This window comes from Shewanella sp. SR44-3, assembly GCF_014163735.1.
Taxonomy (GTDB): domain Bacteria; phylum Pseudomonadota; class Gammaproteobacteria; order Enterobacterales; family Shewanellaceae; genus Shewanella.
This window is the reverse complement of sequence record NZ_JACJDV010000001.1, coordinates 42,942-58,345: the sequence shown is the minus strand read 5'-3', so window position 1 is coordinate 58,345 and position 15,404 is coordinate 42,942. Positions and strand designations below refer to the sequence as shown.

Genomic DNA, 15,404 nt, shown 5'->3' with positions numbered 1-15,404 from the left:
GGGTTATTCCTGTAGCCGTTTAGAAATTCTTTGAAATATTACGGTAAATAACAAGCCCACTAACACAGTTCGCGGGCTTGTTATTGGTATTAACTCCAGCGCTAATTAAAGCAATTATGAGCCTACTCTATACTTTGGCTGCCATGATGATGGCTTTTGCCATTTCATCGGCAACTGAGCCTGTTGTGCGGTTTTCTGCTTGTGCACGGCTAAAAATCGTCAACAGAGTTTGATAAATTTCCTCTACTTTGGCGGTAGATTTAGCGGCATTGTAATTCTTTTCAAAAGAGACATTAATGATGCCACCGGCATTAATGACATAATCTGGGGCGTATAAAATGCCTAACTCTTTCAGTTTTTCACCGTGACGTGTTTCGGCTAATTGATTATTAGCACAACCTGCCACGATCCGTGCTTTGAGCTGTGGAATAGTGCTGTCGTTAATGGTGGCGCCTAGGGCGCAAGGGGCGTAAACATCCACATCTTGACTGTAAATCTCATTTGGCGTCACTATGTTTGCACCAAACTCACTGACGACTCTATCAAGGGAGGCTTGGTGAATATCAGTGACAATCAACTCAGCACCTTCTTTATGCAAATGCTTACATAAGTAATAGCCCACATGGCCTACGCCTTGAACTGCGATTTTTAAGCCTTTTAGGCTGTCAAGGCCGCGCTGATGCTTAACTGCGGCTTTAATACCTAAAAATGTGCCTAGGGCAGTGAAGGGGGATGGATCGCCGCTCTTACCTTCAAGTCCTGCCATATAGGGAGTTTCTTGATGAGCTATCATGATGTCAGCCGTGGTCGTGCCGACATCTTCTGCTGAATAATATTTTCCACCTAAGGTATGAATGAAACGACCAAATGCGCGGAATAAGGCTTCACGTTCTGTGGTTTTTGGATCGGCGATAATCACTGACTTGCCGCCACCCATGGTAAGACCTGCAAGGGCATTCTTATAGGTCATGCCGCGAGATAAACGTAAGACGTCTGTCAGGGCTTCATCGTCAGAGGCATAATTCCACATCCGACAGCCGCCTACCGCTGGGCCTAAATTGGTATTGTGAATTGCAATAATGGCTTTTAGGCCACTTTCTTTATCATGACAAAAAACCACCTGTTCGTGCTCATCAAAAGAGACATGATTAAATACTGCCACGGTAACTCTCCATTAAGGGATAAGACGCTGTCTGTTGTGCAGACTATTAATTTATTTGCAGCACGATAGCATTTAGGGATATTCTCACCAAGCACACTAACGTTATTTTTGTGCTCCCTGTGGCAATTTAGCTTGCCACTTTACGTAAACGTAAAGTATTTTAGGTTCGCAGTCGATAAGTTTTCAAAAAAGACGAAGCCCAGCTTCGGCAGATAATAAGATAGGAAGTTAGTATGACAGATGAAGTTGTTGATCAAGTTTTAGAGCAATCCATTGATAATCAAGGGATTGAACCACAAACAGCCACATCTGGTGAGGCAGCCACATCTGGTGAGGCTAAAACGCAAGATCCTGAGCTCCTTAGACAAGAGTGGGTCAGGACCCAATTCCAAAAAGCTAACCGTTTCTTAGGCGAAAAAGGCGTGATCCCCAGCAAAGTGATTACCGATGAGAGCCGTTATTTGGCGCCTTATTTTGCCATTTGGAAAATGGAGTCCAAGCAGCCAACTAAGCAAACATTCTGGGTGATGTCCGGTGATTTACCTTCAGATTATGTCGATGTTAATGTTGCCAGCACCGCCCGTGAAGCCGTGCGTCATTTCTCTATGATGTGGCAAGTAAAAGCGGAAAACTTACACAGAGCAGGTGCGACAAAGGACGCCACTCAAGCTAAATTTGCTGATTTATTAGTGTCACGTGCAGAAAGTCTTTATAAGATGCAAGCTGACGATAAATTATGGGCTTAATGCGTTAATGCTGTCCATAAATGAATGAAAAAAGGCACTTAAGGTGCCTTTTTTGTATCAAGATTTCAGTCAATGCATTACCAATGCGCGAGGCTTGTTGTGCTGAGGCTTACTCGCCTAGAAAGAACAGGCCTTGATTGATGAGCTCAACCAATAGTTCACAGACAGGGGTGCTGCGACATAGTTGCAGTGCAATTTGTGTATCTAAATGAACTTCACGGCTTAATATGGCTAGGTCTTCTTGGATCACATCAGGAGTGTTAAACACTTCGCCATTGATAAATAATCTTGGCTCAGTATCGCCCTCAAGTTGAAGCACTTTAAGACCGCCAATACGGGCAATACTCGCACCTTCTTCTAACAGCGCTAGTAATTCTTCAACACTAAGCGGCTCTTCACCTTCACAGATATCAAGTTCGAAGCGGTTTTGGCTGAGCATTTTACCTAGCATAGTTTGGTAACTTGCGGGTTCTTGGGCAAGCTGTGCCAATAGTGCCATAATGCCTTGTTGTTGGCTTTGACTCAGTAAACCTGGATTTGCAGGCTCGTCACTTGAAGTGAAGCGCTGCTGACCGCCATTGCTGTCTATGAGTGAGTCCGCAAGTTGGGTGAGTAGCTCTTGCTGACTCGGCGCACGAAAACCAACAGAATAACTCATAGCCATAGTGAGGGTTTCACCGCTGTGTGGGAAACCAGGGGGAATATACAGTACATCGCCCTTTTTTAGCACCACATCCAAAATGGGTTCAAAATCTTCCACAAGAGGTGACATGGGGTCATTATTGCGGCGCTGATGATTGCCTTTGTCACCCACACGCCAACGGCGCTCACCTTCACCTTGAATGATGAATACGTCATAGTTATCAATGTGAGGACCTACGCCGCCAAGTGGCGTCGCAAATGAGGCCATTAAGTCATCAAAGCGCCAGTCGGGTAAGAAGCGAAAGGCTTCAACCAAAGGTTGGGAGTCCGGATACCAATGATTCACCGCTTGCACGAGTAATTGCCAGTGGGTTTCTCCGCGGTCGTCATAATCTTCAAACGGCCCAGTAATAACCTCCCAATCATTATCTTTGGTGACGACTATGCGTGAGGAAATTTCTTCTTCACAGGCAAGGCCAGCTAATTCATCAGCGGCGATTGGATCAGCAAAATCTTTAAAACCTTGAGTGATTAGTAGCGGTTTTTTCTGCCACACGTCACTTAAGAAGTGGGCTTTATCAATATCAAGTGTATACATATGATTAAAAAAAGCGGCAACCCCCTAAAGAGTTGCCGCCAATCCTTAGAATGAGTGAATAATTAGTTTAGTTCATCAACGAAGGCTTCGGCACGGCCAATATAGTTGGCAGGCGTCATCTTTTTGAGTTCGGTTTTAACATCATCAGGAAGCGCCAAACCATCGATAAATAGCGCTAATTGCTGGGCATCGATACGCTTGCCTCGGGTGAGTTCTTTTAACTTTTCATACGGCTTTTCAATACCATAACGGCGCATAACCGTTTGCACTGGCTCGGCAAGCACCTCCCAATTTTTATCAAGCTCAGCCAATAGCTGGGCTTCATTGACTTCAAGCTTACTGATGCCCTTTAACGTTGACTGATAGGCGATAAGTGAATGGGCCAAGCCGACACCTAAGTTACGCAGTACAGTTGAATCGGTTAAATCACGTTGCCATCTGGATACCGGTAGTTTAGCCGAGAGATGCTGCAGTATCGCATTGGCTATGCCTAGGTTACCTTCAGAGTTTTCAAAATCGATAGGGTTAACCTTGTGAGGCATGGTCGATGAGCCAATTTCGCCCGCGATTGTGCGCTGCTTGAAGTGACCCAAGGCGATATAGCCCCAAATATCACGATCAAAATCGAGTAAAATAGTATTGAAGCGGCTTACTGCATCAAATAACTCCGCGATATAGTCATGGGGTTCAATTTGCGTGGTGTAGGCATTCCAGACCACGCCAAGGCTAGTCACAAAACGCTGTGACAGCTCATGCCAGTTAACTTCTGGGTATGCAGAGATGTGAGCATTGTAATTGCCTACAGCGCCGTTAATTTTACCCATGATTTCAACCGCATTGATTTGCTTTAGTTGACGATCAAGACGCACGGCCACGTTGGCCATTTCTTTGCCTAAGGTCGATGGTGATGCTGGTTGACCATGGGTGCGTGACATTAACGGCACGCTCTTGTTGTCATGGGCTAACTTCTTTATCGCATCGATAATCTGTTGGCAATGAGGCACTAACACTTGATCGCGAGCTTCTTTAAGCATTAACGCATGAGATAAGTTATTAATGTCTTCTGAGGTGCAAGCGAAATGCACAAACTCATCGATGGCGACCAATTCTGGGCTGCTAGCAATCTTCTCTTTAATGAAATACTCAACCGCTTTGACATCATGATTGGTGGTGCTTTCGATGGCTTTAACTCTCAGTGCATCTTGCTCACTGAAGTTATCTTTAATGCTGTCGAGTAAGGCGAGGGCACTTTCGCTAAAGGGAGGAACTTCTTCAATCTCTGGGCAGCTTGATAGCAGCTTTAACCAGTTAATTTCCACTTGTACTCGGTACTTGGTCAGGCCAAACTCGCTGAAAATACCTCTAAGTGACGCGGTTTTACTACCATAACGGCCATCTACTGGGGAAACGGCCGTGAGTGCAGAAAGATCCATGTGAAGCTCCTTAATGAACTTTTTATTGTAGGGTGATTCGATTAGTTATTCTTTAATGCCAATTTAGCAGCGTCCACAACGGCTTTACGAGACAAAACAAGTTGTCTGCGTTTACCGCCGAGTTGACGCCAAAGTACGGCACTACGCATAGCTGCAAGCAGTAAGGCACGTATTTTTTGTTGTACTAAAGGACGTTGCAAGGTAGCAGGGTTGCCGGAAATTTGCAGTTTAGGTCCAAGGTTACTGATGATATCGCTATATATGCTGGCAAAATTAGCTAACACTTGCTCATCTGTAATAGCAAAGTGGGCTAATTGACGGTGAACTTGATTAATGCGCTCAGCGAGCATGCCCATGCCATTGGCTGAACGGGTAAGTTTGCGCTCAAGGGCTAAAATACCCACTAAGTAGCGCGTGGTTTCAACGTCTTTTTGCTGGCTATCGCCGAGTTGATTGATAATAAGCTTATAGCCTTTTTCAAGCTCGCTAAAGGCAGGATACACCTCCTGAATATTCTCAGGTTCAGTGACGATAATGGTGCGCAAGCTGGCGCTGAGCAGCGCATCGTCACTCTCACCTTGTCTTGCTAACGTTTGCACTTGGGTAATGGCCTGCAATATACCGGCAAAGGCCATGCATCTTTCCATCAATTGGCTATCAGGGATATGGTTGCTCACGGCTTATCCTCTTATGAGAGTGTCAATGATGCCGCCACCTAGGCAAACATCACCATCATAAAATACCGCAGACTGGCCAGGGGTTACGGCCGCCACTGGGTCATCAAAAACCACGGTTATCTGCTCAGCGTCATCAAAACTGATACGGCAGGGGACATCTGTCTGACGGTAGCGGGTTTTCACCACTAATTGACTGTTAGTGGCAGGACCTTTACGGTCAACCCAGTGTAATTGATTGACTGTCATGCCGTGGGACATGAGTCTTGGGTGGTTGCCACCTTGGGCCACAATTAATACATTGCGCAGTAAATCCTTTTCAACCACGTACCAAGGATCTTCATTGCTGTCTTTAAGGCCGCCAATGCCTAAGCCTTTACGCTGGCCTAAGGTGTGATACATCAAACCTTGATGTTTGCCAATGATTTCCCCTTCTGGGGTTTCTATGTCACCTGGCTGGGCTGGCAGGTAAGTGGCTAAGAAGTCGGTAAACTTGCGCTCACCAATAAAACAAATGCCGGTGCTGTCTTTTTTGTCATGGGTGATAAGGCCCATTTGTTTGGCTATGTCGCGTACTTCATGTTTTTCAAGTTCACCGACAGGAAACAAGCTTCTGGCAACTTGTTCGTGGCTTAAGGTGTACAAGAAGTAACTTTGATCTTTATTACCATCTACACCGCGCAGCATTTCTACGCTGCCGTCATCGTTATCACGGCGACGAACATAATGGCCCATGGCGATGTAATCGGCGTCGAGAATGTCATCTGCAAATTCAAGGAAGGCTTTGAATTTGATTTCTTTATTGCACATGATGTCAGGATTCGGAGTGCGGCCGGCCTTGTACTCGGCGAGGAAGTATTCGAACACATTGTCCCAATACTCAGCGGCAAAGTTCACTGTGTGCATCTTGATCCCAAGCTTGTCACATACGGCTTGTGCATCTTTCAGATCGTCAGCCGCAGCGCAGTACTCGTCGGTATCATCTTCTTCCCAGTTTTTCATAAAGAGGCCTTCAACTTCATAGCCTTGCTGCATAAGCAAGTAAGCTGATACTGAGGAGTCCACACCGCCGGACATGCCGACAATGACCTTTTTACCTTTATGAGTGGGTTTGATTGATGTCATAGATCCTAAAACCATAATGCAGATTGGCGGGGCTAGAAGCCTAATGAAGTCGCCAATCAGGTGTTTAAAGTGTGATGCTAAACAGGGGTTATTCAAACTCTGTTGCAATGAATTAACATAAGTATTCCATTGTCTTAAAGAGTCTGCTTCAGGCTGCTTAAGTGCTTATTCTCGCGGCGCGCATTCTATCACGCTTTCCCTGTTTGGGCTATCGCCACAGGGGTAAGGTTAATTATCTTATATTCACCATTATTTAGGTCATCTAGACTCCATTGGCCTATTTTATAACGGATTAATCTTAGGGTTGGGTGGCCTATGTGGGCGGTCATGCGCCTAACTTGTCTATTACGGCCTTCACAAATTTGCACTTCAAGCCAAGCAGTGGGGATGGATTGGCGTTCACGCACCGGTGGAGTACGTGGCCAGACATCGGGCGGCGCCATTAAAGACACTTTTGCCGGTAAAGTCATGCCATCTTTAAGCTCAACCCCTTCACAGAGGGCATCGATTGCAGCTTGACTTGGCTCACCTTCTACTTGTACCCAATAGGTCTTAAAGGTTTGTTGTTTAGGTTCGGTGAGTTTTGATTGTAATTTGCCGTCATTGGTCAATAACAATAACCCTTCGCTGTCTCTATCTAACCGGCCTGCAGCATAGACACCAGGCACAGGGATAAAATCTTTTAAGGTTTTACGGCCAGCTTCATCGGTGAATTGGCATAAGACATCAAAAGGTTTGTTAAACAGCACCATCACAGGATTGGCCACCGGCGGTTTACTGGTAGGTTTTCTAATGGAACGCGGCTTAGCAAACGCACGTTTACCGCGAGGATTATCACGGCCCGTAGTCAATGGACTAGGCTTTTTAGGGAGTGTTGGGCGAGACATTGGTGATTCTGGTGCTCCTAAAGAGAATAAAGCGGCAAAGAGTGTCAAGTTTACTTGGCATTGGTCTTTAGTGGAATTTGAATATTACTTAGAATGATCTATTATGTCGGCCTAAACTGATGCCAACACAAATAAAACTGCTTTTCTGGCGCCTTGAGTGCAGCAATGACGTACCCAAGTGACAGTTCCGATTTGTTCGATAGATAATTATAATGATAATAAACAGCTAAGTTGTTAATTTACAATAACGTAGGATATAAAATGAACGATAACTCTCCAACTATCATCTACACAGAAACAGACGAAGCGCCAGCACTGGCGACCTTATCTCTACTGCCTATTATCCGTGCGTTTACCGATGCAGCAGGCGTTAAAGTTGAAACTCGCGACATTTCATTGTCTGGCCGTATTCTGGCTAATTTCCCAGAAAACCTCACCGCTGAGCAAAAAATTGCTGACGCCCTGACTGAGTTAGGCGAAATGGCTAATCGCCCAGAAGCCAACATCATCAAGCTGCCAAACATCAGTGCCTCTATTCCTCAGCTAAAAGTGTGTATTGCTGAGCTGCAAGCTAAAGGCTATGACATTCCAAACTACCCAGATGAGCCTAAAAATGATGCTGAAAAAGAAACACAGTCTCGTTATGACAAGATTAAAGGCAGTGCGGTAAATCCGGTATTGCGTGAAGGTAACTCAGACCGACGTGCACCCACGTCAGTGAAAAACTACGCCAAGAAGCATCCGCATTCAATGGGTAAGTGGGCCAGTGATTCAAAGTCTCACGTTGCTCACATGAATGAAGGCGATTTCTACGGTAGCGAGCAATCAGTTACCTTAGCTAAAGCGGATAAAGTTAGCATAGTATTAGCGAAAGCCGATGGCACAGAGCAAGTACTTAAAGCGGGTCTAAGCCTGCTTGCGGATGAAGTTATCGATACCGCAGTCATGAGCAATAAAGCCCTAATCGAATTTTACAGCCGTGAAATAGAAGCGGCTAAATCTGAAGACGTGCTGTTATCGCTGCATTTAAAAGCCACCATGATGAAAGTCTCAGATCCTATTCTGTTCGGTCATGCGGTTAAGGTTTTCTTCAAAGACGTATTTACTAAACACAGCGCCTTATTTGCTGAACTCGGTGTTGACGTGAACAACGGCTTTGGTGACGTGTATGCCAAGATTAAGTCACTGCCCGATGACAAGCGTGCTGAAATTGAAGCGGACATTGCCGCCGTGTATGCCGCGCGTCCTGCGCTTGCTATGGTTGATTCAGACAAAGGCATTACCAACCTTCATGTACCTAGTGACATCATCATCGATGCTTCAATGCCTGCAGCTATTCGCTCATCAGGTCAAATGTGGGGTCCTGATGGCCAATTGCAAGACACAAAAGCTTTGATCCCAGATCGTTGCTACGCCGGTGTATATCAAGAAACTATTGCATTTTGTAAAGCCAATGGTGCATTTAACCCAAGCACTATGGGTAGCGTGCCAAACGTAGGTTTGATGGCGCAAAAAGCCGAAGAGTACGGTAGCCACGATAAGACATTCGAAATCAAAGCTAAAGGTACGGTTAAGGTTATCAATCAAGCTGGCGATGTATTAATGAGCCATGATGTTGAGATAGGTGACATCTACCGTATGTGTCAGGTGAAAGATGCCCCCATTCGCGACTGGGTAAAACTTGCGGTTAAGCGTGCACGCTTGAGCAACACTCCAGCCATTTTCTGGTTAGACAGTAAGCGTGCCCACGATGCTGAACTTATCAAGAAAGTGAATAAGTATTTACCTGAGCATGACATCAACGGCTTAGATATTCAGATAATGTCACCGGTTGAAGCGACTCGCGCTACTTTAGCGCGGATCATCAAAGGTGAAGACACCATTTCAGTGACAGGTAACGTATTACGTGACTACTTAACTGACTTGTTCCCCATTCTTGAATTAGGCACCAGTGCGAAAATGTTGTCTATCGTGCCATTAATGAACGGCGGCGGCTTGTTTGAAACCGGCGCAGGCGGCAGTGCGCCAAAGCATGTGCAACAAGTTGAGAAAGAAGGTCACTTACGTTGGGATTCTCTCGGTGAATTCTTGGCCTTAGCGGCATCCCTTGAGCATTTAAGCCAGACTCAAGCAAACCCTAAAGCACAAGTGCTTGCAGATAGCTTAGATGTGGCCATTGGTGTGTTCCTTGATACCAACAAGTCACCCTCGCGCCGTGTGGGTGAGCTTGATAACCGTGGGAGCCATTTCTACTTGGCTATGTACTGGGCACAAGCGTTAGCCGCGCAAACTGCAGATGCTGAGCTTGCGGCTCACTTTGCAACCCTAGCAACTGCACTTAGCACTCAGGAAACGACTATCATTGCTGAGCTAAATGGCTCACAAGGTCCAGCGGTTGATCTAGGCGGTTATTACCGTTTAGATCTGGCTAAAGCCAGTAAAGCGATGCGCCCAAGCGCTAGCTTGAATGCACTGATAGGCTAATTGCCTCTTAAACGTAAAATTGTGATAAAAAAATAAAAAGACAGGGATTAAAATCCCTGTCTTTTTGCTTTATAGTGAGTTTTTACTATTTAGCTGAAATGGCTGAGGCGTGCATTCCTTTGGGGCCTTGCTCTACTTCAAATTGAACCGGTTGGCCTGCTTTTAGAGTTCTATAGCCTTCCATTTCAATTGTTGAGTAGTGCGCAAATACATCGTCGCCACCTTGATCTGGGCAGATAAACCCGAATCCTTTGGCGTTATTGAACCATTTCACCGTTCCGTTTGCCATACTTCCACTTCCTTCTGTTGTCTACTTACCAGTAAGATAGTCAAACTTAATTTAGAGCGGGCAATATTTCCGCTAAGCAACAGAATGAAATTTGTACGAAAATATGTCAAGCAAAAATTAACATTAAATCTACAATTGATTAATTTTTTCGCATCAAGTGGTTGTAGGTCAAACGAGAGGCTAGTATTAGAGCATGGGTAAGATTGGAAGCGTAGAGCACACAAAACAGCGTATTGAATCAGAGTTAATGCCACCGTCTATGTATAAGGTGATTTTAAATAATGATGATTACACGCCGATGGATTTTGTTATTGAAGTGTTAGCAACGTTTTTTGACAAGCACGAGCCATTGGCCACGGACATTATGCTCACTATCCATCATCAAGGTAAGGGAATATGCGGTGTTTATCCATTTGGGATTGCAGAAACGAAAGTGTTACAAGTAAATCAATTTGCAAGAGAAAACCAACATCCATTACTCTGTACTTTAGAGAAAGCTTAACGCGTAGAATCGTATTCGAAGATAATTTAAGGGGTGCTTATGCTGAATAAAGATCTTGAAGTCACCTTGAACCTAGCTTTTCAGCGGGCTAGAGATTCACGTCATGAGTACATGACAGTAGAACATTTATTATTGGCGTTAATCGATAATCCATCGGCTAATGAAGCGTTAACTTCTTGTGGCGCCGATATCGAGCGTTTGCGGGAAGAAGTTGCTAATTTTATCAAGCAAACCACCCCGCTTATCGCTGAGGTCAGTGAGGAGCGGGAAACTCAACCTACACTAGGTTTTCAACGTGTGTTGCAGCGCGCTGTGTTTCATGTGCAGTCTTCGGGCCGCAATGAAGTCACAGGTGCCAATGTGCTGGTGGCCATTTTCAGTGAACAAGAATCTCAAGCGGTATATTTATTGCGTCGCTGTGACATTACCCGTCTAGATGTGGTTAATTACATCTCTCACGGGGTGGCAAAGGATGATGATGCTCAAGGCAATCCAGAACAAGAGCGTATTGAAGATCAATCTGACACCGCTGAAGATCGTAGCATGTTGACGCAATTTTGCGCCAACCTGAACCAATTGGCATTAGATGGCAATATCGATCCTCTTATTGGCCGTGATGATGAAGTTGAGCGCGCCATTCAGACCTTATGCCGCCGCCGTAAAAACAATCCGCTATTAGTGGGTGAGGCCGGAGTGGGTAAAACCGCTATCGCCGAAGGCTTGGCTTACCGTATTGTCAAAAAGCAAGTCCCAGAAGTGATGGCCGAGGCAACGGTTTATTCGTTAGATTTAGGCTCATTACTCGCCGGCACTAAGTACCGTGGTGACTTTGAAAAACGCTTTAAAAGCCTGCTTAAAGAGCTTGCAAATGATAAGCACGCGATTCTTTTTATTGATGAAATCCACACCATCATAGGGGCGGGCGCAGCATCCGGCGGGGTGATGGATGCCTCGAATCTGCTTAAGCCTTTATTGTCTAGCGGTAACTTACGCTGCATGGGGTCAACCACCTTCCAGGAATACCAAGGGGTGTTTGAAAAGGACAGGGCATTAGCTCGCCGTTTCCAAAAAATCGACGTGCATGAGCCGTCTGTTGCAGAAACCACTAAGATTTTGATGGGCCTTAAGTCTAAATATGAAGCTCACCATGGAGTGCGTTATACCCAAGCGGCCATTAGCAGCGCCGCTATTTTAGCCGCCAAGCACATTAATGACCGTCATTTGCCGGATAAAGCTATCGATGTTATCGATGAAGCGGGCGCACGTATGGTGATGATGCCCCAAAGCAAACGTAAGAAGACCATTGGCCAAGCGGAAATTGAAGCCATTATCGCTAAAATCGCGCGTATCCCTGAGAAGTCGGTATCGTCCACTGATAAGGATATGCTGCGTAATCTTGAACGTAACCTTAAGATGGTGGTATTTGGCCAAGACAAGGCCATTGAGACCCTTAGCGCGGCTATACGCTTATCACGCAGTGGCTTAGGTTCAGATAACAAGCCAGTGGGCAGTTTCTTGTTTGCAGGCCCAACTGGTGTGGGTAAAACCGAAGTCACCAATCAATTGGCCACAAGCTTGAGCCTGAAATTGATTCGTTTTGATATGTCCGAATACATGGAGCGCCATACAGTATCGCGTTTAATTGGTGCGCCTCCGGGTTATGTTGGTTATGAGCAGGGCGGTCTATTGACTGACGCTGTGATAAAGAACCCTCATTGCGTGGTATTACTGGATGAAATCGAGAAGGCTCACCCTGATGTCTACAACTTGCTGCTGCAAGTGATGGATCACGGCACCTTAACTGACAACAATGGCCGCAAGGCCGACTTTAGAAACGTCACCCTAGTCATGACCACCAACGCTGGCGTACAAGAGACCATACGTTCATCCATTGGTTTTAAACAGCAAGATCATAGCCTAGATGCATTGTCTGAGATAAACAAAGTCTTTTCCCCCGAGTTTAGAAACCGACTCGATTCAATCGTCTGGTTCAACCATTTAGATATGACGATCATTGCCAAGGTGGTAGACAAGTTCTTGGTGGAGCTGCAAGCGCAACTTGATGATAAATCTGTGGTACTTGAAGTGAGCGATGAAGCCCGCACCTTGTTAGCCGAGAAGGGCTATGACAAAAACATGGGAGCAAGACCTATGGCTCGGGTGGTTACGGATCTAATTAAGCGTCCTTTAGCGGATGAGATTTTATTCGGGGTCTTAAGTTCAGGCGGCATTGCCCATGTGGATGTCGTTGAGGGAGAAATCGCAATTAGTTGTGAATGTCCAGAGAAGGTTGCCCACTAGCAATCGCTTATTTTTACCCATAAAAAAATGGCTTTAGGGCCATTTTTTTTATGTCTATCAATCAGACTCACTAAATTACATGTTAAGCTCATCTGATTGAAATAGAGTAGGTATTAAAGAGACAAAAATAAAAAACCCGACAGGAGCCGGGTTTTAGACTTATGGCTAATTAACGTGCGCGGAAGACGATACGACCTTTAGATAAGTCGTAAGGAGTCAACTGAACAGTGACCTTGTCACCCGTTAAAATACGGATGTAGTTTTTGCGCATTTTGCCAGAGATGTGAGCTATCACCACATGTCCATTTTCCAGCTCTACGCGGAACATTGTATTTGGCAAGGTCTCAAGGATAGTGCCTTGCATTTCAATGTTGTCTTCTTTCGCCATTAATAAATTATCCCATTAGCCTTCAATTGTAAAAATCGGGCGTATCATGCCCCAAATTGCCGCTGCTGTAAAGCACCGTCATAGTTAACTGCCACTTTATTCTATGTTTTCTTCCCAGCCAACGGCCGTTAAAATCTGATAAGGGCGGTATAAGCGTTTATATTTCATTTTAGTATTTTCATCGATTTGGTAGCCTAAATACAAGAAGTCTTTTTGCCATATTTTGGCTTGTTGGCACTGAAGTAAGATTAAAAATGCCCCAAGGGAGCGTTTTTCATAGTCAGGATGAAAATAACTGTAAATTGCCGACAAGCTGTGTGGCATCACATCTGTGACCGCTACGGCAACAAGTGTATCACCATCGAACACTTGAATGTAGTGCGGCGCGAGCCAAGAGCAATTAAGAAAATCATCAAATTGCTGTTGAGATGGCGGGAACATAGGCCCATCGCTGTGACGCTCTGCAATGTATTTTTCATACAAGGCATACTGCTGTGGATGAGCTTGCGCACTCATCACCCAGTGTAAATCTTGATTAGCTTTTAAGGTGCGTTTTTGCCGTTTTGATAAGGTGAACTTAGCGACAGGCACTCGAATGGACTGACAAGACTGGCAGTTAGGACAACGGGGTTTATAGATAGAATCACCATTGCGGCGAAATCCCATACCGAGCAATTGTTCAAATAAATTCGCATCTAACTGCGCCTCTTTAATGACCAAAAGTTGCTCTTTTTGGCCACTAATATAATTGCAATCAAAGGGCTGACTTATTCCTACAGTGACATAATTAGTATTCAAGCTTAACCTCTTGAGCATGCCAAGCGCTGGCTGGACTGAGGTGATGTTTCAACTGTGCTAATTGAGTCAAAAATGCCTCCCTAGGCAAAGATTGCGCCCCTAGACGGGCTAAGTGTGGGTTCATTACTTGGGCATCGATGAGTGTAAACTCAAACTGTCTTAAGTGGGTGACAAGCACATGAAAAGCGGCCTTTGAGGCATCGGTTTTGAGATGAAACATGCTCTCGCCGCAAAAAACTCTTCCCACAGCGATACCGTACAAGCCACCGATCAACAATTCTCCTTGCCACACCTCGATAGAATGGGCATCTCCTTGGGCGTGTAATTGGCTGTAAGCCGCTTTAATGGCTGGGGATATCCAAGTGCCTTCTTGGCGTAAAGCGGCGCACTGGTGAATAACTGAATCGAAGGCGTGATTGATGGTAAAGCGCCACTGTTGACGTTTAAGGGTTTTCATTAAACTGCGGCTCGGCCGATAATCTTCAATAATAAATATGGCTCTTGGGTCTGGCGTCCACCATAGAATAGGCTCTCCCTGATTAAACCAAGGGAAAATACCTTGCTGATAGGCACTTAACAACCGCTCTGGTTGTAGATCGCCGCCAACCGCTAATAAACCATTAGGCTCGGTAAGCGCTTTGTGAGCAGATGGAAAACAATCTGCTTGATTTAAATAGCACAGTGACTTCACAATCGCGTATATTCAGTGATTAACTTTCATTATACGTTAGCGGAAATTTGTCTATGTTGAAACTCACAAACCTAAGCTTTTCATTGTTCGTTGGTATTTTAACCGCAACGCTTTCTTTACCTAGCCTTGGGGAAGTGAGTCGTCCCTATGATAGAAACCAAGCTGTGCCGGTTGAAAAGGTGGTATATGGCAGCATCAGTTCCATTCGTCATATCACCGAAAAGCAATTAGTTGAAGATAGTCACAGTGGTTGGCGTACCTTTGGCGGCGCCCTCATTGGCGGGGTGATTGGTCACCAGTTTGGCGGCGGTAGCGGCCAGAATATAGCGACAGTGCTTGGGGCATTATTGGGCGCAGGCGTTGGCAGTCGCTATGGTGAAGAAGCTTATTATTTAGAGTACAGATTAATCGAGCTGATGATCAAGCAAGATGATGGCACTGATATTATGATCATCCAAGATGTGGATCCTGGTATGCCTTTCATGGTCGGAGATGAAGTTCGAGTGGTGTATCTTACAGGTTATGTGCGCATAGATAAGGCGATGTAATTGCCTATAATGCTCGCGCCTTGAAACGCGTATACGGCGTTGATTTCAAGGCGCTGCCACTCGTGATACGACTTTGTTTATTAAGGTTTTCAACTCATATTTTGACTTTGATTCAGACTTGGCATTTGTTTACTGT

Annotated in this window: 15 protein-coding genes; 5 read left to right on the top strand and 10 right to left on the bottom strand. The window is 45.2% G+C overall.

What is annotated here, in order from left to right; all coding sequences use genetic code 11:
• Nucleotides 1–127: 127 nt before the first annotated feature.
• Nucleotides 128–1,162 carry a Glu/Leu/Phe/Val dehydrogenase gene (locus tag H5073_RS00275; protein ID WP_182676117.1) on the bottom strand — a complete coding sequence of 345 codons (1,035 nt, stop codon included), beginning with the start codon at nucleotides 1,160–1,162 and terminating at the stop codon, nucleotides 128–130.
• 233 nt (nucleotides 1,163–1,395) lie between these two features.
• Here H5073_RS00275 and H5073_RS00270 point away from each other — a divergent pair, with 233 nt between their 5' ends.
• Nucleotides 1,396–1,908 carry a DUF4826 family protein gene (locus H5073_RS00270; protein WP_220487832.1) on the top strand — a complete coding sequence of 171 codons (513 nt, stop codon included), beginning with the start codon at nucleotides 1,396–1,398 and terminating at the stop codon, nucleotides 1,906–1,908.
• 109 nt (nucleotides 1,909–2,017) lie between these two features.
• Here H5073_RS00270 and H5073_RS00265 read toward each other — a convergent pair whose 3' ends face one another.
• The 5 genes from H5073_RS00265 to H5073_RS00245 all read right to left on the bottom strand — a co-directional run bounded on the left by H5073_RS00265 (nucleotide 2,018) and on the right by H5073_RS00245 (nucleotide 7,267).
• The gene (locus H5073_RS00265; protein WP_182676116.1) at nucleotides 2,018–3,148 is read right to left on the bottom strand and encodes a cupin domain-containing protein; all 1,131 of its coding nucleotides are present in this window, start codon (nucleotides 3,146–3,148) and stop codon (nucleotides 2,018–2,020) included.
• Between the two features lie 62 nt (nucleotides 3,149–3,210).
• Nucleotides 3,211–4,581 (bottom strand): adenylosuccinate lyase, encoded by a 1,371-nt coding sequence (purB, locus tag H5073_RS00260; protein ID WP_182676115.1) that lies wholly within the window; start codon nucleotides 4,579–4,581, stop codon nucleotides 3,211–3,213.
• A 41-nt stretch (nucleotides 4,582–4,622) separates the two neighbouring features.
• Nucleotides 4,623–5,228 (bottom strand): high frequency lysogenization protein HflD, encoded by a 606-nt coding sequence (gene hflD, locus H5073_RS00255; RefSeq protein WP_182676328.1) that lies wholly within the window; start codon nucleotides 5,226–5,228, stop codon nucleotides 4,623–4,625.
• A 33-nt stretch (nucleotides 5,229–5,261) separates the two neighbouring features.
• Nucleotides 5,262–6,380 carry a tRNA 2-thiouridine(34) synthase MnmA gene (gene mnmA / locus H5073_RS00250; protein WP_182676114.1) on the bottom strand — a complete coding sequence of 373 codons (1,119 nt, stop codon included), beginning with the start codon at nucleotides 6,378–6,380 and terminating at the stop codon, nucleotides 5,262–5,264.
• A 188-nt stretch (nucleotides 6,381–6,568) separates the two neighbouring features.
• Complete coding sequence (locus H5073_RS00245; protein ID WP_182676113.1) at nucleotides 6,569–7,267, bottom strand: pseudouridine synthase; 699 nt, start codon at nucleotides 7,265–7,267, stop codon at nucleotides 6,569–6,571.
• 261 nt (nucleotides 7,268–7,528) lie between these two features.
• Between H5073_RS00245 and H5073_RS00240 the strand changes: the two genes are divergently transcribed.
• Nucleotides 7,529–9,751, top strand: a complete 2,223-nt coding sequence (locus H5073_RS00240; protein WP_182676112.1) for an NADP-dependent isocitrate dehydrogenase — start codon at nucleotides 7,529–7,531, stop codon at nucleotides 9,749–9,751.
• Nucleotides 9,752–9,836: 85 nt separating this feature from the next.
• On the opposite strand, the gene cspD is transcribed toward H5073_RS00240, so the two are convergent.
• A complete protein-coding gene (gene cspD / locus H5073_RS00235; RefSeq protein WP_011496273.1) occupies nucleotides 9,837–10,040 on the bottom strand; it encodes a cold shock domain-containing protein CspD in 204 nt (67 codons plus the stop codon).
• Nucleotides 10,041–10,233: 193 nt separating this feature from the next.
• Here cspD and clpS point away from each other — a divergent pair, with 193 nt between their 5' ends.
• Together clpS and clpA are read left to right on the top strand one after the other, a co-directional pair.
• Nucleotides 10,234–10,542, top strand: coding sequence for an ATP-dependent Clp protease adapter ClpS (gene clpS / locus H5073_RS00230; RefSeq protein ID WP_182676111.1), 309 nt, complete (start codon nucleotides 10,234–10,236; stop codon nucleotides 10,540–10,542).
• A 39-nt stretch (nucleotides 10,543–10,581) separates the two neighbouring features.
• On the top strand, nucleotides 10,582–12,843 hold the full coding sequence (gene clpA, locus H5073_RS00225; RefSeq protein WP_182676110.1) for an ATP-dependent Clp protease ATP-binding subunit ClpA: 2,262 nt from the start codon (nucleotides 10,582–10,584) through the stop codon (nucleotides 12,841–12,843).
• A gap of 169 nt (nucleotides 12,844–13,012) precedes the next feature.
• On the opposite strand, the gene infA is transcribed toward clpA, so the two are convergent.
• From infA to aat, 3 genes are all read right to left on the bottom strand, one after another.
• A complete protein-coding gene (gene infA, locus H5073_RS00220) occupies nucleotides 13,013–13,231 on the bottom strand; it encodes a translation initiation factor IF-1 (RefSeq protein WP_011496276.1) in 219 nt (72 codons plus the stop codon).
• A 96-nt stretch (nucleotides 13,232–13,327) separates the two neighbouring features.
• Complete coding sequence (locus H5073_RS00215) at nucleotides 13,328–14,047, bottom strand: arginyltransferase (RefSeq protein ID WP_182676109.1); 720 nt, start codon at nucleotides 14,045–14,047, stop codon at nucleotides 13,328–13,330.
• Nucleotides 14,019–14,720, bottom strand: a complete 702-nt coding sequence (gene aat / locus H5073_RS00210) for a leucyl/phenylalanyl-tRNA--protein transferase (RefSeq protein WP_182676108.1) — start codon at nucleotides 14,718–14,720, stop codon at nucleotides 14,019–14,021. Before aat ends, H5073_RS00215 begins: the two co-directional genes overlap by 29 nt.
• 53 nt (nucleotides 14,721–14,773) lie before the next feature.
• On the opposite strand from aat, the gene H5073_RS00205 reads away from it, so the two are divergent.
• Nucleotides 14,774–15,268, top strand: a complete 495-nt coding sequence (locus H5073_RS00205) for a glycine zipper 2TM domain-containing protein (RefSeq protein ID WP_182676107.1) — start codon at nucleotides 14,774–14,776, stop codon at nucleotides 15,266–15,268.
• The last annotated feature ends 136 nt before the right edge of the window (nucleotides 15,269–15,404 follow it).

Bases quoted from the DNA above. Each gene is read 5' to 3' on its own strand.
- H5073_RS00270 (WP_220487832.1), top strand. From the start codon at position 1,396: ATGACAGATGAAGTTGTTGATCAAGTTTTAGAGCAATCCATTGATAAT.
- H5073_RS00265 (WP_182676116.1), bottom strand. From the start codon at position 3,148: ATGTATACACTTGATATTGATAAAGCCCACTTCTTAAGTGACGTGTGG.
- purB (WP_182676115.1), bottom strand. From the start codon at position 4,581: ATGGATCTTTCTGCACTCACGGCCGTTTCCCCAGTAGATGGCCGTTAT.
- hflD (WP_182676328.1), bottom strand. From the start codon at position 5,228: ATGGAAAGATGCATGGCCTTTGCCGGTATATTGCAGGCCATTACCCAA.
- mnmA (WP_182676114.1), bottom strand. From the start codon at position 6,380: ATGACATCAATCAAACCCACTCATAAAGGTAAAAAGGTCATTGTCGGC.
- H5073_RS00245 (WP_182676113.1), bottom strand. From the start codon at position 7,267: ATGTCTCGCCCAACACTCCCTAAAAAGCCTAGTCCATTGACTACGGGC.
- H5073_RS00240 (WP_182676112.1), top strand. From the start codon at position 7,529: ATGAACGATAACTCTCCAACTATCATCTACACAGAAACAGACGAAGCG.
- cspD (WP_011496273.1), bottom strand. From the start codon at position 10,040: ATGGCAAACGGAACGGTGAAATGGTTCAATAACGCCAAAGGATTCGGG.
- clpS (WP_182676111.1), top strand. From the start codon at position 10,234: ATGGGTAAGATTGGAAGCGTAGAGCACACAAAACAGCGTATTGAATCA.
- clpA (WP_182676110.1), top strand. From the start codon at position 10,582: ATGCTGAATAAAGATCTTGAAGTCACCTTGAACCTAGCTTTTCAGCGG.
- infA (WP_011496276.1), bottom strand. From the start codon at position 13,231: ATGGCGAAAGAAGACAACATTGAAATGCAAGGCACTATCCTTGAGACC.
- H5073_RS00215 (WP_182676109.1), bottom strand. From the start codon at position 14,047: ATGCTCAAGAGGTTAAGCTTGAATACTAATTATGTCACTGTAGGAATA.
- H5073_RS00205 (WP_182676107.1), top strand. From the start codon at position 14,774: ATGTTGAAACTCACAAACCTAAGCTTTTCATTGTTCGTTGGTATTTTA.